At 39.3% G+C, this 24,577-nt stretch carries 25 protein-coding genes; 15 read left to right on the top strand and 10 right to left on the bottom strand.

Translation table 11 applies throughout. The features are described from left to right. The first annotated feature begins 142 nt into the window (after positions 1 to 142). Positions 143 to 988: a glycoside hydrolase family 16 protein gene (locus JYB62_RS14275; RefSeq protein WP_205646093.1), complete on the top strand. Its 846-nt coding sequence runs from the start codon at positions 143 to 145 to the stop codon at positions 986 to 988. Between the two features lie 97 nt (positions 989 to 1,085). Here the strand turns inward: JYB62_RS14275 and JYB62_RS14270 are convergent, their stop codons facing one another. The 5 genes from JYB62_RS14270 to mfd form a co-directional block, all read right to left on the bottom strand. Continuing rightward, positions 1,086 to 1,889, bottom strand: coding sequence for a hypothetical protein (locus JYB62_RS14270; RefSeq protein ID WP_205646092.1), 804 nt, complete (start codon positions 1,887 to 1,889; stop codon positions 1,086 to 1,088). Between the two features lie 72 nt (positions 1,890 to 1,961). Further along, on the bottom strand, positions 1,962 to 2,984 hold the full coding sequence (locus JYB62_RS14265) for a glucosaminidase domain-containing protein (RefSeq protein WP_205646091.1): 1,023 nt from the start codon (positions 2,982 to 2,984) through the stop codon (positions 1,962 to 1,964). A gap of 374 nt (positions 2,985 to 3,358) precedes the next feature. Then, entirely contained in the window at positions 3,359 to 4,090 is a 732-nt protein-coding gene (gene rluF / locus JYB62_RS14260; RefSeq protein WP_205646090.1) for a 23S rRNA pseudouridine(2604) synthase RluF, read from the bottom strand. 82 nt (positions 4,091 to 4,172) lie between these two features. Then, the gene (gene gldJ / locus JYB62_RS14255; protein WP_205646089.1) at positions 4,173 to 5,396 is read right to left on the bottom strand and encodes a gliding motility lipoprotein GldJ; all 1,224 of its coding nucleotides are present in this window, start codon (positions 5,394 to 5,396) and stop codon (positions 4,173 to 4,175) included. Between the two features lie 177 nt (positions 5,397 to 5,573). After that, positions 5,574 to 8,927, bottom strand: a complete 3,354-nt coding sequence (gene mfd / locus JYB62_RS14250) for a transcription-repair coupling factor (protein WP_205646646.1) — start codon at positions 8,925 to 8,927, stop codon at positions 5,574 to 5,576. 124 nt (positions 8,928 to 9,051) lie between these two features. Here mfd and JYB62_RS14245 point away from each other — a divergent pair, with 124 nt between their 5' ends. After that, the gene (locus JYB62_RS14245; RefSeq protein WP_205646088.1) at positions 9,052 to 9,666 is read left to right on the top strand and encodes a cytochrome c oxidase subunit 3; all 615 of its coding nucleotides are present in this window, start codon (positions 9,052 to 9,054) and stop codon (positions 9,664 to 9,666) included. 9 nt (positions 9,667 to 9,675) lie between these two features. Continuing rightward, the gene (locus tag JYB62_RS14240; protein WP_205646087.1) at positions 9,676 to 10,119 is read left to right on the top strand and encodes an SRPBCC family protein; all 444 of its coding nucleotides are present in this window, start codon (positions 9,676 to 9,678) and stop codon (positions 10,117 to 10,119) included. On the opposite strand, the gene JYB62_RS14235 is transcribed toward JYB62_RS14240, so the two are convergent. Next, positions 10,116 to 10,589: a Fur family transcriptional regulator gene (locus tag JYB62_RS14235; RefSeq protein WP_205646086.1), complete on the bottom strand. Its 474-nt coding sequence runs from the start codon at positions 10,587 to 10,589 to the stop codon at positions 10,116 to 10,118. The two genes, JYB62_RS14240 and JYB62_RS14235, sit on opposite strands and share 4 nt — an antisense overlap. Positions 10,590 to 10,739: 150 nt before the next feature. Between JYB62_RS14235 and JYB62_RS14230 the strand changes: the two genes are divergently transcribed. From JYB62_RS14230 to moaA, 11 genes are all read left to right on the top strand, one after another. After that, the gene (locus JYB62_RS14230) at positions 10,740 to 12,050 is read left to right on the top strand and encodes an aspartyl protease family protein (protein ID WP_243431589.1); all 1,311 of its coding nucleotides are present in this window, start codon (positions 10,740 to 10,742) and stop codon (positions 12,048 to 12,050) included. Positions 12,051 to 12,170: 120 nt separating this feature from the next. After that, positions 12,171 to 12,761: a LemA family protein gene (locus JYB62_RS14225; RefSeq protein ID WP_205646085.1), complete on the top strand. Its 591-nt coding sequence runs from the start codon at positions 12,171 to 12,173 to the stop codon at positions 12,759 to 12,761. 10 nt (positions 12,762 to 12,771) lie between these two features. After that, the gene (locus JYB62_RS14220; RefSeq protein WP_205646084.1) at positions 12,772 to 13,209 is read left to right on the top strand and encodes a TPM domain-containing protein; all 438 of its coding nucleotides are present in this window, start codon (positions 12,772 to 12,774) and stop codon (positions 13,207 to 13,209) included. Then, on the top strand, positions 13,187 to 13,987 hold the full coding sequence (locus JYB62_RS14215; protein WP_205646083.1) for a TPM domain-containing protein: 801 nt from the start codon (positions 13,187 to 13,189) through the stop codon (positions 13,985 to 13,987). The genes JYB62_RS14220 and JYB62_RS14215 overlap by 23 nt, the downstream gene beginning before the upstream one ends. A 213-nt stretch (positions 13,988 to 14,200) precedes the next feature. Next, on the top strand, positions 14,201 to 15,373 hold the full coding sequence (locus JYB62_RS14210) for a molybdopterin molybdotransferase MoeA (RefSeq protein WP_205646082.1): 1,173 nt from the start codon (positions 14,201 to 14,203) through the stop codon (positions 15,371 to 15,373). 8 nt (positions 15,374 to 15,381) lie between these two features. Beyond that, a complete protein-coding gene (locus JYB62_RS14205) occupies positions 15,382 to 15,957 on the top strand; it encodes a molybdenum cofactor guanylyltransferase (RefSeq protein ID WP_205646081.1) in 576 nt (191 codons plus the stop codon). A gap of 269 nt (positions 15,958 to 16,226) precedes the next feature. After that, positions 16,227 to 16,463: a MoaD/ThiS family protein gene (locus tag JYB62_RS14200; RefSeq protein ID WP_205646080.1), complete on the top strand. Its 237-nt coding sequence runs from the start codon at positions 16,227 to 16,229 to the stop codon at positions 16,461 to 16,463. Continuing rightward, positions 16,420 to 17,481: a HesA/MoeB/ThiF family protein gene (locus JYB62_RS14195; protein ID WP_243431587.1), complete on the top strand. Its 1,062-nt coding sequence runs from the start codon at positions 16,420 to 16,422 to the stop codon at positions 17,479 to 17,481. The genes JYB62_RS14200 and JYB62_RS14195 overlap by 44 nt, the downstream gene beginning before the upstream one ends. 89 nt (positions 17,482 to 17,570) lie before the next feature. Further along, the gene (locus tag JYB62_RS14190) at positions 17,571 to 17,999 is read left to right on the top strand and encodes a molybdenum cofactor biosynthesis protein MoaE (protein ID WP_205646079.1); all 429 of its coding nucleotides are present in this window, start codon (positions 17,571 to 17,573) and stop codon (positions 17,997 to 17,999) included. Between the two features lie 121 nt (positions 18,000 to 18,120). Continuing rightward, a complete protein-coding gene (gene moaCB, locus JYB62_RS14185) occupies positions 18,121 to 19,038 on the top strand; it encodes a bifunctional molybdenum cofactor biosynthesis protein MoaC/MoaB (RefSeq protein WP_205646078.1) in 918 nt (305 codons plus the stop codon). Beyond that, positions 19,022 to 20,038, top strand: a complete 1,017-nt coding sequence (gene moaA, locus JYB62_RS14180) for a GTP 3',8-cyclase MoaA (protein ID WP_205646077.1) — start codon at positions 19,022 to 19,024, stop codon at positions 20,036 to 20,038. The genes moaCB and moaA overlap by 17 nt, the downstream gene beginning before the upstream one ends. 515 nt (positions 20,039 to 20,553) lie before the next feature. Here the strand turns inward: moaA and JYB62_RS14175 are convergent. From JYB62_RS14175 to JYB62_RS14160, 4 genes are all read right to left on the bottom strand, one after another. After that, positions 20,554 to 21,210 carry a hypothetical protein gene (locus tag JYB62_RS14175; RefSeq protein WP_205646076.1) on the bottom strand — a complete coding sequence of 219 codons (657 nt, stop codon included), beginning with the start codon at positions 21,208 to 21,210 and terminating at the stop codon, positions 20,554 to 20,556. 320 nt (positions 21,211 to 21,530) lie between these two features. Further along, a complete protein-coding gene (locus tag JYB62_RS14170) occupies positions 21,531 to 22,193 on the bottom strand; it encodes a response regulator (RefSeq protein ID WP_205646075.1) in 663 nt (220 codons plus the stop codon). Positions 22,194 to 22,393: 200 nt separating this feature from the next. After that, positions 22,394 to 22,519 (bottom strand): DUF4202 family protein, encoded by a 126-nt coding sequence (locus JYB62_RS14165; protein WP_205646074.1) that lies wholly within the window; start codon positions 22,517 to 22,519, stop codon positions 22,394 to 22,396. A gap of 371 nt (positions 22,520 to 22,890) precedes the next feature. Then, on the bottom strand, positions 22,891 to 23,313 hold the full coding sequence (locus tag JYB62_RS14160) for a nucleoside-diphosphate kinase (protein ID WP_205646073.1): 423 nt from the start codon (positions 23,311 to 23,313) through the stop codon (positions 22,891 to 22,893). Between the two features lie 187 nt (positions 23,314 to 23,500). Between JYB62_RS14160 and JYB62_RS14155 the strand changes: the two genes are divergently transcribed. Then, the gene (locus tag JYB62_RS14155; RefSeq protein ID WP_205646072.1) at positions 23,501 to 24,535 is read left to right on the top strand and encodes a DHH family phosphoesterase; all 1,035 of its coding nucleotides are present in this window, start codon (positions 23,501 to 23,503) and stop codon (positions 24,533 to 24,535) included. Positions 24,536 to 24,577: the final 42 nt, after the last annotated feature.

Genomic DNA, 24,577 nt, shown 5'->3' with positions numbered 1-24,577 from the left:
TGATTTGAAATTCAATAGGTTGTGTGTTCAATTGACTGGAGGTTTTCGCTAAGTTTTAAACCCTATTTCTTGCTACTTGAAGGATTTTCTGACCAAACCAATTCGAAAATGCTGTACCTTCCTTTTTCAAACCTTGTTTTTTATGAACATCATTTTCAGATCTCTTTTCGTTTTTTTAGTTGCTGCAATGATGCAACCTTCCTTTGCTCAGGAAATCCCGGCAGGATATCAACTTGTCTGGCAAGATGAGTTTAATGAAGAGGGTTCCGTTGATCTTTCTACATGGAATTTTGAAAAGGGGTTTGTCAGAAATAATGAGCTTCAATGGTATCAGGAGGCCAATGCTAGTCAGAAAAATGGGATACTCCTGATCCAAGGGAGAAGAGAAAAACTAGCTAATCCTGCTTATGAATCAGGGAGCGATAATTGGAAAAAAGCACGGGAATTTGCTGATTATACTTCTTCTAGTATCAATACCAGAGGCAAGTTTGAATTTCAATATGGTATTTTGGAAGTCCGCGCTAAGATTGATACAGCTTCAGGAATGTGGCCAGCTATTTGGACTTTGGGAATAAGTAAGCCCTGGCCAGCAAATGGAGAAATAGATGTAATGGAGTTTTATCAGGTGAAGGGAGAGCAGACCATTTTAGCCAATGCTGCTTGGGCGGATGCGACCAAAAGAGCTAATTGGGACGAAGCTAAGATTCCTCTTTCAGAATTTTTAGAAAATGACCCTCAATGGGCCGATGAATTCCATATTTGGAAAATGGATTGGACGGAAGAATCTATCAAAATCTACCTGGATGAAGTTCTATTGAATGAAATTGATCTAAGCAAAACCTTAAATCCTGATGGGTTTAACCCGTTCCATCAACCCCACTATATTTTACTGAATTTGGCTATTGGCTCTAACGGAGGGGATCCTTCTCCTACAGATTTTCCAAGGGAGTATCAAGTGGATTATGTTCGGGTTTATCAGAGAAAATAGGGTTTGGTATTCTAGTAAACTTTACTCTAATACCAAATAGTAAGTCCCATTTTATAGGGTCGTCGGTAGTTCATAAAGGTGGATCATTATTTTTCCCTTACTTTTTTGAAAGTATGCTTTTTGGCAAAAGTATCTGTAGTTGTAATCTCCATTGCCAATCAGGGCCAAAGTCTGGATGTTCCACATTATAATAAATCTGAGATTGAAGGTTTAAGGGTAGTCTTCCTCCTATCATCACAAGTTTTCCTCCTCCTCCACCTACAGGCACAGTCCACTGTTGACCTGAGGGAGCTGTCCAATCGGCAGTTATAATTGGAGCGCTGTTCACATACCAACCATTTCCAAGTTGTAGTACAATGAAGGCGTTAAATAGCATATGATTTACATCCGAGCGATCCTCATTTCCGGCAAAAGACCAGGCATTATTTACGAGTGCTCCAAAGGTCCAGTCCCCTGGTTGAACCAGAATCACAAAAGAAGGGCCTGCACTCCATTTTTGGGAACCTCTTTTCCTCCCGCCAGTGGGAAGTTCCAATACGGGACCAATTCCCCAAGTCACACTACTTTCTGGCGAATAGAAAGCGGTTAATACCATATCTCCTAAACCGGAAGAGTACTTTCCAGTTTCGCTTGAGAAATCAGGAATTTTCATGAATGGCAAAATGGTCCTGGTAATGATCGTCCCTTTTTTTAACCCAAATGGAATCACTGGTTGGAAATTCATGATATTCAAATTCCTATTAAAAGGGCCATAATTCATATTAAGGTTATTCTGAAAAGGAAAGCTCATCAGGTTTGCTAATGGATTAGCAGCTTGTTTAGACAGCTCTTCCTGAGATTGCCCGTAAATAGTTCCGGTTGCCAATAAAATGGCGCTGAAAAGGCAGATTAGAGATTTCATTTTTTGAATTAAGATTTTTTCTTCATTTTGAATTCATGGGAAAATAGAATTTGGTTTACCTTAGAATTGACTTCAATTAGCTACAGGAACTAAATAAATAATGGGGCTAGAAGACAAATAGGCCTCATCAGTTGGAATAAGTTGATTATAGTCCATCAAGCCTCTTAGAGATTTCACATATTCCTCACCACGCTCTGAATACTTGGTTAATTGTCCAGCAAGAATATATCCGGTGATTTCTTCATTATTTCTTCTCAGCTCTGCCCTTTTGTCTCTTAGGCTGGAATAAGCTCGATGGGTATTTAAATTGAGCATGTAGGCACAGATGGACTGTTGAAGATTTTCAAAGGAGGCAATTCCATAATTCCCTTTTTCTTTTCGTTGATTTTCCGGGATTATTGCATTGGATCCCCATGTCCATTGGCCATAAACTGCATTTCCTAATGCTGCAAATCTTGAAGTTCCCCAGCCACTTTCTTCAGCTGCTTGAGCCAATGCCAAAGAGACAGGAACGATATCCACTTTTTTCCATAATTCATCAACCCGATCAACCGAAATCTCATCCTCTTTTACCTCCACTTTGTAAACTTTGGCAAGCTTAACAATCCATGTCTGATCTTCTTTTGAAATGGAATTACTCTGTTTCAAAGAAGATCTTATTTCACCCAGTCTGTCTCTGTCTTTTAAAATCAGTTCATTCGATCTTAATATCAAAGGGGCTAAGGTTCGAAAGAAGAGCCTCTTTTTGTTGTCTGTGGTTACTTCCTCTGAGTTTCCGGATCCCCATCGGTCACCAATGATCGGAAGGTATACTCTTGGAACTTCCCTGATGCCAGACTGCCAAGCTTCAGGAGTATAGTTAAGCTTCTCGTATAGTTCAAATAGGTCCTTATAATTCCTGACTTCTATATTTTGGACATCAGGTCCCGATTCTAGGGTGTTGGAATAATTTTGTGGATTGGAATAAATTAAGGTGTCTACTTTATTTTTTCCATTGGTCACCACTTCCAAGGTTGATTTATCCTCATTCTTTGAAATACAGCCTAAAAGAATAGCTACTACAATTCCTATAATCATCAATGCTTTAGATCTCATTGTTTATTAGTTTAGGTTGATAATAGAAATACTAGGTACTTCCTTCCTCTAATGTTGAGGTATTAAATTCTCGAAAAATTAACCTGAGTTTACTGTCTTGCTTATCCACAGATTGATTGTTAGAAAACCTGGTACTTAATTAATGTGTATACCACAAGTTATCTTACAAATCACTGATTATGATTGATTTAAAATTCGTTTTATTATGATTTAAATCAGTTTACTTGAGGGGATAATTGGTAAAAAATAAAAGCTTAGTGAAAAAAATAAACCCTATTTCAATAATTAGTTTATTAGATTATAAAAGTATAATCAACAATTATAGAACAAGCTTAGTCTAAACTAAAAAGGCAAAAAAATAGATTCTAATGGGTTTAATCGAAGGTTTTTGAACTGTCTGCTACCAGGTAGTTGAGTTCTTTCAGTTCCTTTTCGGTTAAGTCTCTCCACTTACCTATCGGGATATCCAGGCGCACATTCATAATCCGGATGCGTTTCAATTGCTTCACTTCGTATCCCAAATATTCACACATTCTTCTGATTTGGCGATTCAGCCCTTGGGTGAGGATAATTCTGAATTTGAATCGGGAAATCCGTTCCACTTTACAGGGATCAGTGACAGTGTCCAAAATGGGAATCCCAGAGCTCATGCGTTGAATAAAGCGATCGTTGATAGGCTTGTCCACAGTGACAATGTATTCCTTTTCATGGTTGTTCTTGGACCGCAGGATTTTATTGACAATATCTCCTTCACTGGTCAGGAAAATTAAGCCTTCACTGTCCTTGTCTAATCTACCGATTGGAAAAATCCTTTGAGGGTGCCCAATATAGTCTATCATATTATTCTTCTCCCCTTTGGTATCGGTGGTGGAAACTATTCCTACGGGTTTATTGAATGCGATATACACATGGTTTTGAATCGGCTTTCCCACTGGCTTGCCATCTACCCTCACAATATCATTGGGCATTACTTTAGTGCCCACTTCCGGGATTTTACCATTTAAAGTAATCCTCCCTGCTTCAAGAAGCTTATCGCCTTCTCTCCTGGAACAAAAACCTACTTCACTCAGGTATTTATTGATTCGGATTCCTTTATTCTCTTCCATACTGTAAAATTTCCTGATTCTTTGGAAATAAAAAAGCCCCGACACGAAAATTCGCTCGGGGCTCTTCAACAAATATTTAGAATTATTTTCCTTTTTCTCCAATAGAGATCATTGCACATCTGAAACCAATAGAGTTGGTAGCAGAATCTTGGTGCATAAATCTACGAGTACCTGGAGCTAACCAATAAGAAACATCTTTCCAAGAGCCTCCTTTGTATACTCTAAACTCATCGCTTAGCATGGTAGTCTCATAATTGTCAATCTCATCATATACTCCATCTTTTCTCAATGGATTAAGGTCATCAAAATCTTGGTATGAAAGTGGACGATAAACATCATAAACCCACTCATTCATGTTTCCAGCCATGTGGTACAATCCGAAATCATTTGGAGCCATATCATACACGTTGGTAGGAAGGATTTCTCCATCATTTCTTTGATTACCAGCAATACCTGCATAGTCCCCACGACCTCTTTTGAAGTTAGCTAAAAAATCACCCTGCTTGCCTTTTCTCTTCACATTGTATGGATTTCTCACACCGCGACCATCCCAAGGATAAATTCTACCATATTCCTGATTTTCGTCTAAGTATTGGGTACCGATCATTGCTTTGGCTGCATATTCCCACTCACCTTCGTTTGGCAAACGGAAATCAGCCATGGCAACTCCTCGTTCGATCAATTGGTTTTTAGTAAAAGTAGAGTCAATTTCTCTTTCTTTTCGAATGATTTCCTGAACATATTCAGTTCTCCATTTTGAATAAACGTTTGCTTGAGTCCAAGAAACTCCAGCAACAGGATAGAAATTAAATCCAGGGAACCTGAAATAGTATGACTGATAAAGGTCATTGAAAGACATAGCGCCAGACCAAACATTTTCCGATGGCTCCAACTTCAAAAGAGAATCAGCACTTACCTTTTTCTTCATATCGAAAAGAAATTCACGATAGTCATTATTCGTGATTTCAGTTTCATCCATGTAGAAATTGGAAATTGTCACGGTTCTTTCCTGGTTGTCTCGGAATGCCATCACATCTTCCTCTTGAGAACCCAAAACAGCCCGGCCACCTTGGATGAATTTCAAGTTTGGTCCAGGAATTTGTTCCGCATTTTTTGCCACAAAGAAGTTAGTAGAGTCGTTTTCTTCAAAACTGAACTCAGCTCCTGTCGTCGCACTTTTTTTGCCTGGGTTATTGGCAGTTCTTCTACCATAACCTGGAGTTTTGTTACAAGAGGTTAAAACAGAGCCAGCTACAATAGCCAAGGCAGCTGTCCACATTCCCCATGATTTGTTACTCAGACGCATATTTATATCTATTTAAGGTCTTGATCAGTTTGTAAATATAGAAGCATTACAGACTACTTCCAATCAAATTTCTAGAACGCAAGTTTAAGAAAAGGTGCTTATTATGCAAATTTTCGAGTATTCTACAAATTTGGTATGGAAAACAACAATATTTATGCCAGTTAAATTTTACGAAAATCAGACTTCAGACATCTCTTTTAGAGCACTTTGAGCCTTTGAGATCGTTGGAATTTCTGATACTGTTAAAATCAAACGATTTTTGTACTCCTTTATTTTACTTTGCTTCGCATGTAACTGAACAAATTTCATAATCTTCCCAAATATCTCGGAGGAATAGAAATCATCTCTGGTAGAAGGGAGTAGGTAGCATTTCATTTGCTTGCCTTTCAAATTTAGCTTCTCAATTCCCAGTTTTTCTGCCATCCATCTCAATCGTACCGTTTCCATCAAATCCTTGACCGAATCAGGCAAAGGACCAAATCGATCGATCAGCATCGCTGAGAATTTACTCAGTTCTTCTTCGTTTTTAATGGTATCCAACTTGGAATAGAGCCCCAATCTTTCTGAAATATTGGTTACATATTCTTCGGGTATCAAGAGTTCCAAATCTGTTTCAATGGTACAATCCTGTACCAATACTTTCACTTTTTCTTTCAGATCCACTTCGAAAAGGGCAGCAAACTCATTTTCCTTCAATTCCTGCACTGCTTCATCTAGGATTTTATGATACATTTCAAATCCTAGATCAGTAATAAATCCACTTTGTTCTGCTCCCAATAAGTTGCCCGCTCCCCTGATATCCAGATCTTTCATAGCGACTTTGAATCCATCTCCCAGATCAGAAAATTCCTCCAATGTTTGTAGTCTTTTCCTCGCTTCAGGGGTAAGGCCAGACATCGGCTGAGTCAATAAATAGCAGAAGGCTTTTTTATTGCTTCTCCCCACTCTTCCTCTCATTTGGTGCAAATCACTCAAACCAAACATATGAGCTCGGTTAATGATAATCGTGTTTGCATTAGGAATATCTAATCCTGATTCAATGATGTTGGTAGAAACGAGCACATCGTATTCATGATTGATAAAATCCACCATAATTTTTTCGAGCTTTTTGCCATCCATCTGTCCATGGGCTCCAACTACTCGGGCATCAGGAACCAGTTTCATGATCAAATTGGCAATGCTGTCAATTTCTCCTACGCGATTGTGAACGAAAAATACTTGTCCGCCTCTTCTTAACTCATAGGCTATCGCATCACGAATAGTTTCTTCCTGAAAGGTCGCGACTTCGGTAGTTACGGGTTGTCTATTGGGTGGAGGCGTGGCAATGACTGACAAATCCCGAGCGCCCATCAGCGAAAAATGAAGGGTCCTTGGAATCGGAGTGGCGGTCAAAGTCAATACGTCAACATTGACTCGAAGATTTTTCAGTTGGTCTTTTACTTTTACCCCAAATTTTTGCTCTTCATCGATGATCAACAGGCCTAAGTCTTTGAAAACGATGTCTTTGTTGACGATTTTATGCGTCCCAACCAGAATGTCTATTTCTCCAGTCTTCACCTGAGCAACAATCTCTTTGACCTGTTTGGCGGTACGGAATCGGTTGATATACTCCACTTTTACTGGTAGATTTTCCAGACGTTCACAAAAAGTCTGATAATGCTGCATGGCTAAAATCGTGGTGGGAACCAAAACAGCCACTTGCTTTCGATCGTTGACTGCTTTAAATGCAGCACGAATGGCCACTTCTGTCTTTCCAAAACCTACATCACCACAAACCAAACGATCCATAGGGTATGATTTTTCCATATCGGCTTTCACATCTGCAGTAGACATGGCCTGATCTGGAGTATCTTCATAGATAAAGGAAGACTCCAATTCCACCTGCAATACAGAATCCCTACTGAAGGCAAAACCAGGCGTAGATCTTCTTTTTGCATACAAGGAGATCAAATCCTTGGCTATGTCTTTGACTTGCCGCTTTACCTTTTTCTTTTTGTTGTCCCACTCCGGAGAACCTAATTTTGACATAGAAGGCATGGTGCCTTCTTGCCCAGAATATTTTGAGATTTTGTGTAGGGAGTGAATATTTACATATAGCAAATCATCGTCCCGGAAGACCAGCCTGACGGCTTCTTGAAGTTTTCCATTCACATCCACCTTTTCCAATCCTGCAAATCGGCCGACCCCATAATCCACATGCACAATGTAATCTCCAGGATGTAGTGCCTTCAGTTCTTTGATGGTCAACGCTTTGGACTTGCTGGCTTTGTTTCGGGTCTTGTATCGGTGGAAACGTTCGAACAGCTGATGATCCGTGTAGCAAACCAGTTTTAGAATCCGATCTTCGAATCCTTCTCTTAAGCCCAGCAGCATGCTTTGTACTTGCAGGGTAGGATCCAACTCTCTGAAAATTCCCAGCAGACGCTCTATTTGCTTTTCATTTTCCGCAGTCAGGATATTGGTAAATCCTTTTTTCTCATTCTCAGAAAGATTGCTTACCAATAAGTCAAAGTTCTTATTAAAAGAAGGTTGGGGCTGACTATCCCATTTGATTTCTTTCCCTCCCCGGAGGTAAAATTGCTTCCCAAATTCAATTTGAGAATGGTTAGTTGCCAATTCCCGAAAATCCTTTCCTTTATCAAAAAGGTCAGAGGGCTTCAGCATGAGCTTATCAGTCTGGGTTTGCTTTGCAATGGTATCAAAAGCCTGTTCTGCTTTATGAAAACACTCGTCCATCACATCCAGGTTGAGCTGATAGTCCTTATACCAGATTTTGCAGTCTTGGGGTAGAAAGCTTAGAAAAGACTGGCGAACTTCCTGAAGTAGTTTCGTCTGAACATTCGGGATCAGTGAAATTTCATCGACATTGGCAATGGAAAGTTGGCTTTCCGGGTCAAAAGTTCGAATACTTTCAATCTCTTTTCCAAAAAGTTCAAGACGGTAGGGGTGTTCATTCGAAAAAGAAAACACATCCAAAATTCCCCCTCTTATGGCAAATTGACCAGGTTCATAGACAAAATCGGTTTTTTCGAAATCATAGCTGGTCAAGACTTCGGAAACAAATTCCATATCCACAGATTCTCCCACAGAAGCCGTAAACGTATTTTCTTTCAAGGATCTTTTATTGATAACCCGTTCATAAAGCGCTTCTGGGTAGGTGACAATAATCCTGGAATTGGTCTTGGCATCCAGTACAAGATTTAGGATTTCAGAACGTAATAATACATTGGCATTGTCTACTTCCTCGTATTGGTAAGCTCGCTTGAAACTCGAAGGAAAAATCATATGATCTTCTGTGTTCAACAGATTTTGAAGATCTGAATTGAGGTAGGCAGCTTGTTCTTTATCCGTAGCTATGATTAGGTGAAAACCACCATGTTGGAGGAAATAGCTTGAAAAAAGCACCATATCAAGACTTCCGGAAAGACCCTTCAATTGTAAGAGGAATTTTTCTTTCTTGTTTAATTCATGCGAAAGCGTCTGAAAAATCGGGTCTGATTGGTAGATGGAGAGAAATGCCTGTCGATCCAAAATAGTAGCGTAGTTTGTAAGTAAGGTTTGGAGATCAAATTTAACGCATTTGATCGTCAATAGAGCTAAATTGAGTTGATTTAGAAAACTCTGAACCTAAGGATAGATAAAATGTTTATCAAACATGGGGAATACAAAAGAAACTAAAACTTGGTTCCAAAAGCTGGAAAGCCTACATCCATATGAAACACTCCTATACTTAGGAATGCTTGGGAGTGGCCTGATTTTCCTTTTTTTGGTGGTCGCTTTCCTTTTTTCCGGATTAAGGCAATTGGAAGGATTAAATCATCGCGTTCCGATCGCTTTCCTGATTTCTACCATGCTGCTGATTTTGAGTGGCTATACTGCCACCCAAATGAGATTGCATTATCAGGAGGAAAATACCGATAAGCTTCAGGCATCCTTGCGAAACACTATTTTGTTGGGAATTTCTTTTACCTGTTTCCAGTTGGTTGGATGGATGGAATTGAGCAATATGGGGATTAGTTTCACAGGTATTCCCAGTGGTAGTTTTTTATACGTATTATCGGGTATCCATATTTTCCATTTATTGGGAGCTATGGTATTTGCCCTCATTATGTGGGTTCAATTGAGAAAACACCAAAGAGATCAGATTAAAAACCTCGTAATGCTAACCAATCCCTTCGAGAAAATGAGGATTAGACTATTTACTTTTTATTGGCATTACATGGATGCCATTTGGTTGGTTTTATTCTTCTTATTTGTTCTTAGTTTCTAGTCAATTTGCATGAATATCAAAATTAAAACGAGTGTGGAGCAGGATTATCTTTCGGTAAAAGAAGGATTTCAAGCGACCCTTTTTAAAAAATTAAGTCCACCCTTCCCTCCGGTGAAACTGATCAGGTTTGATGGATCTGAGAAAGGAGATATAGTTTCCTTAGAATTGAATTTTATGTTCTTCAAGCAGAAATGGGTAAGTAAAATTACGGATGACCAAACTACCGAAGAGGAATTTTATTTTATTGATGAGGGAATTGAGTTGCCCTTTTTTCTAAAATCCTGGAAACATAAGCATCGAATTATCCAATCTGGTGAAGGCAGTATTATTCAAGACGAAATAAGTTATCAAGCCCCATTTCAGCTCCTGACATGGCTTTTATATCCTGCCATGATTCTTCAATTTGCTTATCGAATTCCGATTTACAGGAAAGTCTTCAAGAAAGAGGATTAAACCAACGGAATCTTGTTTTCACAATTTTCAATCAAACAATCCCCATAAAGCACCAAGGAGTGACTTTTTATGGAAGACTTAAATTCCTTTCCCATGGATTCTTTGATTTCATTGATTTTCGGATCAGAGAATTCACGGATTTTTCGGCATTGGTTGCACACGTGGTGATCATGATGCTTGTAAGTAAGCGCCTGCTCATAGAGGGCAACTTTATCCTTAAATTGGTGTTTGACTGCTAGACCACTTTCTACCAAAAGATCCAATGTATTGTAAATGGTGGCCCGACTGATGGTATAACCTTTATTTCTCATGCTTAAAAAAAGGCCTTCCACATCCATATGTTCGTCTTCTGGAAGGGAATACAATTCATCGATTACAGAGAATCGTTCGGGGGTCTTTCTGCTTCCTTGTTTGGTAAGGAAGTTTTCAAAAATCTTTTTTGCTTTCTCTATAAGTGCTTTATCAGCCATATCTCGGGTTGCTAAAAAATAAAGATGGAGGATTCTTGAAATTTTGGCAAGAATCCCATCCTTTTCTATGCTAATTTGGTTTTATTCTAATTTAACAAAAGAGAAACTATTGCGTAAAACATAAGGTTAGCTTAGGGTTTAGAGAATTCTATGCTGAAAATTTTACAAAAAGATTTACCTTATATCAGTCACCCGGACTTTTCTTTAAACATGTGTGCAAGGATAGCCTTATTTCTTTTCATTTGGATTGCCTCGCTGCCTACCTATGCCCAACTTCCTGGATTCTATATGAAGGAGGAGCAACATAAAGTTCAACTTCCTTTTTACGCTTCCAATAGTTTGATTATTATTCCCGTTTCCATCAATGGAAATTACCCGGTTAATTTTCTAGTGGATACTGGGGTTCGCTCCAATATTTTATTCAGTAAAAACCTAGGGGACGCTATGGAATTGAATTATTCCCGTCAACTTGACCTGATTGGAGCGGATGGTTCAGCGAGTCTGTCTGCTTTCGTTTCTCCTACCAACACCTTTGATTTAGGGCCTATTGAAGGGACATATCAAAATTTATTGGTTCTGGAAGAGGACTTTTTAGAGTTGGAGACTGTGATTGGTATTCCTGTATATGGAATTATAGGCTATGAATTCTTTAAATACAATCCAGTCAAAATCGATTACGATAAGGAACTGATAACCTTTTATGAAAATGATGCCGTGAAATGGCGACCAATTTTTTATAAAAAGCTGGAGATGATTGTAGAGAATAGTAAACCCTATATTGAGGCAAAAGTAAGGCAACAGGATGGAAGTATCCTTAAACCCAAACTATTGATTGATACTGGGGCAAACCATGGTTTGTTATTGAACAAAGAAACTTCCGATGATATTATTTTACCTGAACTGTTTATTGAATCCGAATTGGGGCAAAGCTTGGGAGGGGTTCTGGAAGGATTTATAGGGAGAGTGAAATCTCTCAATCTTGAAGGTTTTAGGTTGCAAGATGTCCTTACTTCCTATCCTAACGAAACGCCTTTCAGCTATGTGATCAAAGAGTCAGGAAGGCAAGGTAGTTTAGGTTCTGAAGTCCTGGGAAGAATGAAATTGATCATTGATTACCCCAGAAACAGATTGCTGATCCGCAGAGGTGAAAAATATTACGCTCCATTTGAATACGATATGAGTGGGATTTCTGTCAAGAAAGTTCCAAATGAGGAAAACCGGATTTATGTAGGACAAGTAAGGGTCAACTCTCCTGCCAGCAAGGCTGGGATTGAGGAGTTTGACGAAATTTTGTCCATCAACAAGATTCCAGCTTTTATCTGGGAATTGTCAGATGTCATCAAGCTTTTGAGATCAGAAGAAGGAAAAGAAATTGAATTTGAGGTCCGTAGGTACGAAGGCTTGGACTTGACCAAGTATAAGGATATGGTATTTCGTATTGTGCTCAAAAAGCAGATTTAATTCAGGATTGACCTGATTGGAATAAAAAATGGATATTTTTGATTTCAGTTTGGGGAGATAATCAAACCTCTTTCTGTGATTTTCGTGATTAATTCCGATTTCTAAACCAAAAAACAGACTATGAAAAAATTATTGATTCCTATTTTGATCTTAGCAGTGGTGGGTATCTATATGTACACCAAGGCAGTAGGAACTTACAATCAATTTGTTCAAACCGAAGAGCAAATCAACGTTCAATGGGCTGAGGTACAAACGCAATATCAGAGAAGAGCAGACTTGATCCCAAATTTGGTCAATACCGTAAAAGGATATGCAGATTTTGAGCAGGAAACCCTCACTGGGGTAATTGAAGCGAGAGCCAAAGCGACTTCCGTCAATGTAGATGCAGGAAACTTAACTCCAGATAAATTAGCAGAATTTCAGCAGGCCCAGGACCAGCTTTCCGGTGCTTTAAGCAGATTATTGGTCACTGTAGAGCGGTATCCGGATTTGAAGGCAAATCAAAACTTCCTAGAGCTTCAAGCCCAGTTGGAAGGAACAGAAAATAGAATCGCTGTGGCCAGAAGGAACTTTAATGAGTCTGTTCAGGCTTATAATGCTAACCTCAGAACATTCCCTAATAACATATTTGCGGGATGGTATGGCTTTGAAGCCAAAGGTTACTTTGAAGCATCTGCTGGGGCTGAAAATGCTCCCTCAGTACAGTTTTAAGTAAAATTCCATGGCAGAAAAATTATTCAGTTCTGCGGACAAAAAAGCAATAGTAGATGCAATTAAGTCCGCAGAGGTTTCCACTTCCGGAGAAATTCAAGTTCACATCGAGAGTCGCTGTAAAGGGGACGTGCTTGATTGTGCGGTGGTGGTTTTTGATAAACTCAAAATGTATCAGACTCAGGACCGAAATGGGGTCCTATTCTACCTAGCAGTAGAAGATAAGAAGTTTGCGATTTTGGGTGATTCAGGAATCAACGAAGCCGTTCCGGATGGTTTCTGGGAAAAAATTAAAGAAAATATGGTCAGCCGTTTCAAGGCTGGCGAATTTACACAGGGTCTGATAGAAGGTATTAATGAAGCCGGAACCCAGCTTGGAGCCCATTTTCCTTACCAAGGGGATTCAGACATAAACGAACTTCCTGATGAGATTTCTTTTGGATCATAAGATCCGACCACTTGTCATCATTCTCTTTTTGTTTGCCGGAGGGACTTTTGCACAGGACTTTCCTCCTGCCCCAAACCCTCCGAGGTTGGTCAATGATTTTACCAATACCCTTTCCAACTCGGAACGGCAACAATTAGAGAATAAACTGGTGGCTTACAATGATAGTACCTCTACCCAGATTTCCATCGTCATGATGCGATCCGTCGGTCAATATGACATTTCGGATTATGCATTTAGACTGGGAGATGCCTGGGGAATTGGAGGTTCCGAAAATGATAATGGGATTCTTATTTTGGCAGCAATGGATGACAGAAAAGTCTTCATTGCCACTGGATATGGTATGGAAGGAGCAGTTCCTGATGCCTTGGCCAAAAGAATTGTAGAGCAGCTCATCATCCCTAACTTCAAAATGGAGGCCTATTATCAGGGCTTGGACCAAGCCACAGATATGATTATCAAATTGGCTTCCGGAGAATATAAGGCAGAGGATATTGAGTCTAAAGGAAAGGGCGGAGGAGCCATCTTCTTGCTATTGATCTTTATTTTCTTTTTTGTGATTCTTCCATTGATCCGAAATAAAAATGACAATGATAACCACATGGGTGGTCGAGGTGGAGGTGTAGATCTTTGGACAACCATTATGCTGGCCAATATGCTGGGTGGTGGTCGTAGAGGCGGCGGCTTCGGAGGAAGCGGTGGCTTCGGCGGTGGTGGAGGAGGCTTTGGCGGCTTCGGAGGAGGGTCTTTTGGTGGAGGAGGTGCCGGTGGAAGTTGGTAAAAACAAGTAAGAAGTCAGATGGATGAAAACAGATATCTGAATTAATATTGGCCTGGAATCAAATTGGTTTCAGGCTTTTTTATGTCTTGCAATAAGGATTGCTTAGATTTCTTTTTTCTTGGCAGGATTTAAAGGAGAGGATTCTCTTTTCATGGAAATAAATACGTAATAATACTTAATTTACCTAACCTAGTACCTTGTTCAACATCAATTATGGTTTCAGTATTTCAAGCGCTTTCTATCATCGATCAAAACACAGAAGCTTTGGCTCCTATGCTTTTGCCTCTTTCTGAGGTAAATGGGTGTGTTTTAGCAGAAGATGTCAAAGCTCCAATCAATCTCCCCCCATTTCGCCAATCAGCCATGGATGGTTATGCCTTCCAACATGGAGCGAAGGGAGATTTGAAGCTAATTGGCGAAAGCAAAGCGGGAGATTTCCAGGAATTTAAGGTGTCCATATCTGATTGCCTTAGAATTTTTACTGGTGCTAGAGTTCCGGATCAGGTAGATACTGTGGTGATGCAAGAGCATGTGGAGAAAACAATTGATGGCATCCGAATCCTAAAAATGCCTGAGAAGGGAACCAATGTGAGACAAATTGGTGAACAGATAAAACAAGATGAGGTTGTCCTAAAAAAAGGAACCCAAATCAATGCGGCGATTGTGGGGTTTTTGGCTGGTTTAGGGATCTCCAAGGTTTTAGTCATACGTATACCCAAAATTTCGCTAATTGTAACAGGAAATGAACTTCAGGAGCCGGGAACGCCTCTAGAACCTGGATCAGTGTATGAAAGTAATCAGTATATGTTGGAGGCTGCCCTGCAATCGGAGAAAGTGGATTTGCTCTATTCTGCCCATGTGCTTGACGATAAAGAATACACTTTCCAAGCCATCCAAAAAGCCTTGGAAGCTGATCTCGTGATGATCTCAGGAGGAATTTCAGTGGGTGATTATGACTTTGTCAAAGAAAGCCTGGAGAAAAATGGGGTGCAGGAGAAATTCTATAAAGTAAATCAAAAGCCCGGGAAACCGCTTTGGTATGGAAAAAAGGGGGAAAAGCAGGTGTTTGCGTTGCCTGGGAATCCTGCTTCTTCCCTAACATGTTTCTTGATATATGTGACTGCGGCCATTCGCAAAATGAATGGAACTGCCGCCATAGACATCAATTTGAAAAAAGGTAGATTGAAGGGGAATTATAAAAATGTATTTAATAAGGCCCTATTTCTTCAGGTGAGAGAACATGCCGGTGAATTGGAAGTCTATCCAAAGCAGGCATCCAGTATGTTGGTGTCTTTTACCCAAAGCAATGCGTTTTTATTCGTACCTGATGATGTAAAAGAAATCCAGGATGGGGATGAGGTCATGTACATCCCCTTTAAACTTTAATTGACCTGATGCTCCGAAGCAACGAAGATATAGCGGTTTATATTCTCTGTGGAGGAAAAAGCTCCAGAATGAATACGGAGAAAGGGCTGGTGGAATTTCATGGGAAGTCTTTTCTTCAATGGATTCTGGATGCGGTTACTCCTATGACTAGCACCATTACCTTGGTAACCAAGAACGTTGCTTATGCATGCTTTGGATTACCCATGATTCCGGATTTGGTGGAGGATCAAGGGCCAGTCGGAGGAATTTATACTGCTTTGGCTGATTCCAGCTTTAGGTACAATCTGATTTTAAGTTGTGATATCCCCAAGATAACTACAGAAGTGTTGTCCGCTTTGATTCAAACTGCAAAAGGATCCGATAAAGATGTCTTTATCCTTTCAGATGGCAAGCATGATTATCCTTTAATCGGGTGCTATCAAAAATCCTTGCTTCAGGCATTCCAATATGCCATTGAGCAGCAACATTTAAAGCTTTGCCCTTTAGTGGATAGCCTTAGGCATCAAAAATTAGTCATTACTCCAAAAGATCAAGCTGCAATACGAAATATCAATACACAAGAAGAATTACTTAGCCTCACCTAACAAACCTAGCCATGATTAGTATCACAGGAAAATCAAATCATCAAAACCCTGTTGAAATCGGTCTGGGGAAAAGGTAATTCTTGATTTTGGAACAATTGAGATCATCCATCAGTTGAAAGGAAAAGGATAAATGGCGGCTATGGCAGTCATTGTCGTGTGAGAAGGGATGAACTTGACATCCAAAAAAATCAAAGAAGAATAGGAAGATGAGTTAATTTTTAAGAATCTTAATACCATTCCATTCGTAAATTAGGAGAAATTTATAGTCTATGATACAGGTAAAGTATTTCGGAATTATAGCAGAGGCGGCTCAATGTGAATCAGAAAATATTGCGGAGGAGAATATGACCTTATCTAAAGTTCTTTCAGATTTAACCTCCCGACACAGTTTGGGCGAATATAATTTTCAAATTGCGGTGAACAGGAAAATCGTATCCAATCTCTCTGAACAGCTATTAGAAGATGGGGACGAAATCGCCTTCTTACCACCCTTTTCCGGAGGCTGAAATGAATCGATACATCCGTCAGACAACCTTACCTCAAGTGGGAGAGTCCGGTCAGCAAAAACTGTTGAACAGCCGGGTGCTAGTGATAGGTGCTGGAGGATTGGGTTGTGCTGTTTTGCCTTATTTGGCAGCGGCAGGAGTTGGTACCATCGGAATTATTGATGGAGACCAAATTGAAGAATCCAATCTTCATCGGCAAGTGCTTTATACTCCGGATCAACTGGGCTTTTACAAAGCGTATGAAGCGGCCGCTTCCATTTCTAAGAATAACCCAAAGGTGGAAGTTTTGGTGTACAAGGAATTTCTGACTTCAAAAAACGCTCAGGAAATTTTTCCTACTTATGATTTGATCATAGATGCTACGGATAATCTATTTATTCGGTATGTCATCAATGATACCTGTCTGGAATTTGGAAAACCCTTTGTATACGGCTCCATCCATCAATTCCAGGGTCAGGTTTCCGTTTTCAATTATGAAGGAGGGCCTTCCTATCGGGATATATTTCCTCAGGAAAACCAATCCGTGCCGAACTGTGCAGAGGCTGGGGTCTTAGGAACCACTGTGGGATTAATCGGAATGCTTCAGGCAAATGAGGCCATTAAAATTATTTTAGGGATCGGTGAGGTACTGTCGGGTAAGCTGTTGATATATGATTTGCTTCAAAACACCCAACAAGTATTTGAATTTGGGAAGGTATCCTCCCCAAAAAAGCCCGATATTTCTGTTTCCTTCGACATGATATTGGCAGAGGAAGCATTAAATGGGGATTCTATTTTGCTAGATGTCAGAGAAATTGGAGAAGAACCGGAAGTCTCTTTCTCGAATACCCTCCAAATACCTCTTTCGGTCTTGGAAAGAGAAAGTGAAAAGTTGGATCCTAAAATAGAATTTAGAATCTTTTGTCAATCTGGAATTAGAAGTAGAAGTGCAGCAGAGTTGCTTTCCAAGAAAGGATTTCAGAATTTGAAGTTGATTCGAGGGGGTGCTAATGATTTATTACAATTAATTGATACATGAAATCGCACGGAATCAGGAGGATTTTATTGTGAACTAATCAGTGATTATGCGAGATTCCATGTAGCTAATAACTTTATAATAAAAATTACATGAAAAAGGTATTTCTTGAGGGAGCGATTTCTCCGGAATTCATAGCAGATTCGATTGCCAAGCATCAAGGCAAACATAGCATTGGTGCCCATAATATCTTCTTGGGACAAGTACGAGGGGATGAAGTAGATGGTAAAAAGGTAGAGTCCATTGACTTTACCTGTTATGAGGATATGGCCAATGAAAAGCTACATGAAATCCGGGAAGCTGCTTTTGAGAAATTCGACTTGACCTGCATGCATATCTACCATAGTTTGGGAAATGTGAAAGTAGGAGGTATCTGTATCTTCGTTTTTGTGTCTGCTCCTAGAAGAAAGCAAGTATATGAAGCCACCGAATGGTTGGTGAATCAAGTGAAATCAGAGGTTCCTATTTTCGGAAAGGAGATTTTTGAAAATGAGGAGAGTCAGTGGAAAGTTAATAGTTGACAGTATTCTGTCGCAGTAGGTAGAGGGAAAGGAAGAAGTATAAAGTGAGAAAGCTGAAATTTGAAGACAGTTTTTAGTGATCAGTTGCGGTAGGAAGGAAAAGCCAGAATATAATATAGGAATGGTAGACATTACACATAAAATAACGACGCTACGAGTTGCGAAGGCAAAGGCCATTGTTCATGTGAGCATGCCCGGAACGATCGCAGCAGTGGTCGAAAATAAAGTGCCCAAAGGCAACGTCTTTGAAATGGCGAAAGTGGCGGGTTTGTTTGCCGTGAAAAATACCCACATCACCATACCAGACTGTCATCCCCTTCCCATCGAATACACCGCTGTGGAATACGATATCCAAGGATTGGAAATACATATTTACATCACTGTTAAAACGGTATATAAAACAGGGGTAGAAGTGGAAGCCATGCATGGTGCATCTGTGATTGCTTTGACCATGTATGATATGCTCAAGCCGATCGACAAGGGAATTGTAATCCGTGAAGTAGGTTTGGTGGAGAAAAAAGGAGGCAAAAGTAGCTTCAAGCAACAAAACCCTAAAACCATCAATGCTGCGGTAATCGTTTGTTCGGATTCCATTTCCAAAGGAATCAAAGAAGATGCGGCAGGTAAAACCATTGTAGAGAAACTTAAATCCATGGAAGTGGAGGTGTCCTCCTATGAGGTTATTCCCGATGAACTGGAATTGATCCGTCAAAAGGCATTGGAATATGCAGATACCAATAAACTGATCATTTTCACAGGAGGTACAGGTCTCTCCAAACGAGATGTGACCCCAGAAGCATTGGAACCTATCCTGGAAAGAAGAATTCCTGGGATCGAAGAAGCTATTCGAAGCTATGGACAGAAAATCATGCCTTATGCCATGCTGTCCAGATCCGTAGCAGGAACAATTGGGGATGCTTTGGTTTTGGCGCTGCCAGGAAGTACCAATGGAGCAAAAGAATCCATGGATGCGGTATTCCCGCATTTATTACACGTATTTAAAATCTTGAAAGGAGCTCAGCATGAAACAGCAGACTGAACATCTTCAGGTACTCAAAGATCAATTTGGTAGGAAACACGACTATCTCAGGATTTCTCTGATCGAGAAATGTAATCTGCGTTGCAAGTATTGCATGCCGGAAGAGGGAATTCCTTTGACGCCTTCCAAATTCCTGATGAATGCTGAGGAGATAGAAAGTCTAACTAGAACTTTTGTGGGTCTTGGAGTAAAGAAGATTCGATTGACAGGGGGCGAACCACTGCTTCGAAAGGATTTTGAAGATATTTTAAGCCGGTTATCCCAATTTGAGGTGGACCTTTCCATTACCACCAATGGGATTTTGGCTGATCGCTTTCTTCCCGTATTCAAAAAGCATGGGCTTAAAAAAGTCAATTTCAGTCTGGATACCTTGAAAGAAGAACGGTTCAAGGAAATCACCCGCAGATCAGGTTATCAGAAGACCCTGGATAACCTGGACTTGTTTATCCGGGAAGGCTTTGAGGTGAAGTTGAATATCGTACTGATGAAAGGGCTGAATGACGATGAAGTGGTTGACTTTGTGCGATTTACCAAAGACCTGCCCATATCTGCCCGGTTTATAGAGTTTATGCCTTTCGATGGGAACAAATGGGATCGATCCAAAATGGTTTCCGAACAGGAAGTGCTCGCGGAAGTGGGTGCTGCTTTTGGATCAGAAAACTTGGTTTCCTTACCGGACGAACAAAACCTAACTGCCCGGAAATTTCAGATTAAAGGTTTTCTGGGAGATTTTGGGGTGATATCATCCGTGACCAATCCTTTTTGTGGAACTTGTAATCGCATCCGCCTAACTGCCAACGGGAAGATAAAAAATTGTTTGTTTTCCAATCGGGAAACCGATTTGTTGACAGCTTTACGAGCTGGGGAAGATGTAGAAAACCTGATTTTGGAATCCATTTTTCATAAAAAGGCCGTTCGTGCCGGCATGGATAATCTTGAAAAATTATCCGATCCGGACTTGCATTCCGATAATCGCAGTATGATCGCGATTGGGGGGTGAATGGTTTTTAGCCTATTCAAAAAGATTTCCGATAACTAGGGAGCCAATACTGCTCTTCGAGTTCTGACAATTATCGGAATATAATCTCGAAGCTCAATTTTAAGGATTTTTAATCTTTTTAATTAATCCGGATTTCAATTCCGCAGATATTAGTTCAGGATTGATTTTTTTGGCAAGCTAAAAAGAAAACTGCCATCGAAGTTAGAATAAGAATTTTTGATTAATTTTTTGTGTGAGGTGAATTGGTATCATCCCAAACAATTGTAAAAACAAGTTCTCATCAACCTAATTTTTATATTTCTAAAATATATACTAGAATCAGAATGATTAAAGAAAACAATTTAAGGAATTCGTTGTAATTGAGGTGGTTGGGCAATCTTGATTTTAAAAGTTATTTGAAAATAGGTTTTCAAATAACTAGCCTTAAAAACTTGTGTCCTTTTGACTTAAAATGAAAAGAAGGTACGATAAAAAATACCCACAAATATGATGCGGGTATTCCATGTGGTTTCTTATTATCGAACTTGAACTTGTCCTTCTTCAATATCTGTAAATCCAACAAAGTTAGGATTGTCAAATACCGCAGAGCAAGGAAAGTCTACCAAAAAATCTTCTGGTGTTTCATAAAAATTAAACCAATCAAAAAAGATTAGGAGAATATCACTACGTTGATCTGGATCGCTGTTTTTACCTTCCCCATTGTCTGTCACTTTGATGAAAACAATGTTGTTCTCCTGTAAAGCTCCAATAGGAGTTTCTACGCTGGTAAGTAGCACGGCAAAGATGGCCTCATTGTCTACGTTAGAGACGCAAATCGTTTCTGATTCAATCCTTCCCGCTAAGGTATGATCCACTACCATTTCTCCACGAATTCCGCTGCTATTCATGACAGCACTAAAATCATAGAAATTTCCAGATGGAGTATTAAACTCACCGGTAACTGCTAGGTCTGTGGCTAATCTACTTTTAGAGTTAATGGATTTTTTGTTTAGGATTGGAGTAGTAGTTTCCGTATCCAGCACTTTCCCATCATCTGTCATAGTACTTAATCGTAAGCCCATTTCGGGCCCCTTCAATGGAGTTTGATCTTCGGTCACACTGTTGTCACATCCAAAAAACACTAATGCAGCCAAAAAGCTAAAAGCAGATAAACTAATCTTTAAATTTTTCATTTTACTTTGGGTTTAAAAGTTGAATTGTTAAAAATTTCTTAGAAAAATTATTAAAATATTTTGAGTCAAAAAAGCAAAAAATGATAGTTATTTAACTATAAGAAAAGTAATTAAAATATTGATTTAAAAGTAGTTATAAAATCAATTTTATTCAGGAGCTATGCCACTTTACTAATATTAGGAAAATTAAATCTCTCATTTTACCCACGTCTACACTTAGTTACCTGAATCCCCATTTCCACTAGTCCTATCTGTAAGTTCAGAATTCTCAAAAAGAGATATGAAGATTCTTTTTAAAGTATTTGGATTCACTGCCAAGTTTAAATTAAGTGTAGCTCTTTTGATTTATTGGTAAGCTCAACCAGGTTCTTCACATTAAGTTTCTTCATCAGATTAAAGCGATGTACTTCTGCTGTCCTTTTGCTGATCTTTAGGGCCTCTGCAATTTCGTTATTGCCTTTCCCTTCCAGGATCAAATCCAAAATCTGTTTTTCCCGATTGGTCAAAGCTGCCAATTCATCAGGAACTGATTTAGGTTTATGGGTGACTTTAGGTTTATTTTCGACATAATGATGAATGATGATGGCAGAAACATCACCAGCGAAATACTTGCTTCCAGCTGCAATTGTTTTCAATGCTTTTATAAATTCATCTTTGGATGATCCTTTCAGTAAGTATCCATCTACACCAGCTTCTATCGATTCTACTACATATTCTTCAGTACTATGAATTGACAAAATCATTTTTTTGACATTGGGATACTTTTGTTCCAACTGCCTTACTAACTCAATGCCATCCATATTGGGCATTCGAATATCTACTATCACCAGATCAGGTTGTTTTTTGGCAATTACGTGTAAAGCTTCCACGCCGTCTGCAGCTTCAGCAATTACCTCAAAACCAGATTCTTTCTCCAATAGGAATTTAATTCCATCACGAACTAACTCATGATCATCAACAAGAACTATTTGGGTTGGAGACATACATACTAAATTTAATACGTAGTAAAATAAGCACTTTTACGTATAAAAGACCAGCTATTGAAATCAATGGAGGATTCATTTTATTCTAACCCTACTTTTTGGATTAGCTGTAGATTCTCTTTTGTAAAGATTAATTGGAGTGAAGCTTGATGGCCTCTTTCCTACATTTTTCCCCAGGTTTTTCGAAAGATTATTATGATTTACTCTTTTTCGGATTTGGTGGAAAACTCCTCGAAATAATCTCTCAAAAAAACCAGGCAGATCACGTCTTCCAGAGTCTGGGTTTCTTCATCGATTTTTGAAATAGTTCTCTGGGAAGTGTTCATGCGTAATTGGTTTAATCTGCAAAACCAATATATCCATTTAACTCTTCTACTTTTACCATGATCAGTAGCGATGCTATAGTCATCTTCACTCAGGCTGTTGCCTACTTTAAAAGGAAGTTCTCATTATAATGAACATCACTCCATTTGTTCTTAAACCGACTTAGGAGTGAGCTAATCAAGTCATTTCTTGTCTAGGTTCTTATCTGAAAACCTTAAGTCTTCAAAATGGCTATTTTGTAAAGACGGCGAAATAGAAACCTTGTTAGACTTGAAGAATCTATTTTTTAGGGCACTAACTTGGAAATGGAATTGATAAAAATCAAAAAAGCACCCCCTATGGAGGTGCCTTCAGAATAGATTGGGTATGTATATTATCCTATTCTTTCGATTTGAGAGAAGTAGAAATTTCCTTCGATTGCTGCATTTTCATCAGAATCAGATCCGTGAACTGCATTTGCTTCGATTGATTTAGCGAAGATTTTTCTGATAGTACCTTCCGCAGCATCAGCTGGATTGGTAGCACCAATTAATTTTCTGAAATCTTCTACTGCATTTTCTTTCTCCAAGATCGCCGCAATGATAGGTCCAGAAGACATATATGCGCAAAGATCTGCATAGAAAGGTCTTTCTTTATGCACTTCATAGAATTTACCTGCAGTAGCCGGGGTCAATTGAGTTGCTTTCATTGCTATGATTTTGAAACCAGCTTCTTCAATCATTTTAAGGATAGCTCCTGAGTTGCCTGCTGAAAAAGCATCCGGCTTGATCATGGTAAATGTTCTGTTTGTTGCCATGGGTTTTCTTATTTACATTGGTTTAATTCGGGCGCAAAAATAGGAGAATTTAATCCATCTTCCGAGTATTATAAATTATTTATCGGATATCCGGCTAATTTTCAGGTAAATGCATAAGTTGGGATTTGTCAAAAAATTAGTGACCTTTGCGACTTACTTAGAGCCAAAGTGCCGCTAATTCTAAAAAATGGAAGCATTAGCCTCATTTAAGAAAGAAATTTCATCCCCCAAAAAAATATTCATTACCACTCATGTGAAGCCCGATGCTGACGCACTGGGTTCCTCTTTGGGTCTTGCTAACTACTTGATCAAAAAAGGACATGAGGTAAGTGTAGTGACTCCAACCGATTACCCTTCTTTCCTTAACTGGATGAAAGGGAATGATGACGTATTGGATTTTAGCAAACCTGAACATCGGGAGATTGCCATTAATAAGCTGGAAGAAGCCGACATTATCTTTTGCCTGGATTTCTCTGTTTTGAACAGGGTAAACGAATTGGGAGAGATGATTCGTGAATCCAAAGCTTATGTGGTCAATATTGACCATCATCAGGATCCTGAAGATTTCGCAGATTTTGAATACTCAAGTACTCAGGCCGCAGCTACCTGTGAACTGGTTTTTGAGTTGATCGATGAACTAGGAGACAAGTCCTTGATCGATAAGGATATTGCAGAATGTCTTTATGCAGGGATCATGACTGATACGGGAGGTTTTAGACATCCTAATACTACTAAAAACGTACATTTGGTAGTGGCAGAGTTATTGGATTTGGGAGCGAATAGTTCCCAGATTGCCAATTGGATTTATGATTCCAATTCAGTCAACAGGTTGAAATTTATCGGATTTGCCATCAGCAGAAGATTGGTGGTCCGAGAAGATCTACATACTGCTTATTTTGCCATCAGCAAAAAAGATCTTAAAAAATATCAAAGCCAGACTGGAGATACAGAAGGATTGGTTAATTATGCTTTATCTTTGGATGGCATAAAATTGGCCGCTTTATTCTCAGAGCGTGAAGATGGCATCAAGATCTCTTTCAGATCATCCAGTGAAGTATCAGTAAATAAATTTGCTGCTCAATATTTCAATGGAGGTGGACATAAAAATGCTTCTGGAGGTAAGTCAAATTTGGGACTAAAAGAAACTGTAGAAAGATTTGAAAAATTAGTAGAAGAAAATCAGGATTCGCTTTTCCCTGTTGAACCTGTTGGAGCAAATTAAGCCCGATTTTATCACCACACTTTACTTAGAAAATTCACTTAA

This window comes from Algoriphagus lutimaris (genome assembly GCF_017051705.1).
Lineage (GTDB): Bacteria > Bacteroidota > Bacteroidia > Cytophagales > Cyclobacteriaceae > Algoriphagus > Algoriphagus lutimaris.
Note: the sequence above shows the minus strand (reverse complement) of the source record. Positions and strands in the feature narration are given on the sequence as shown.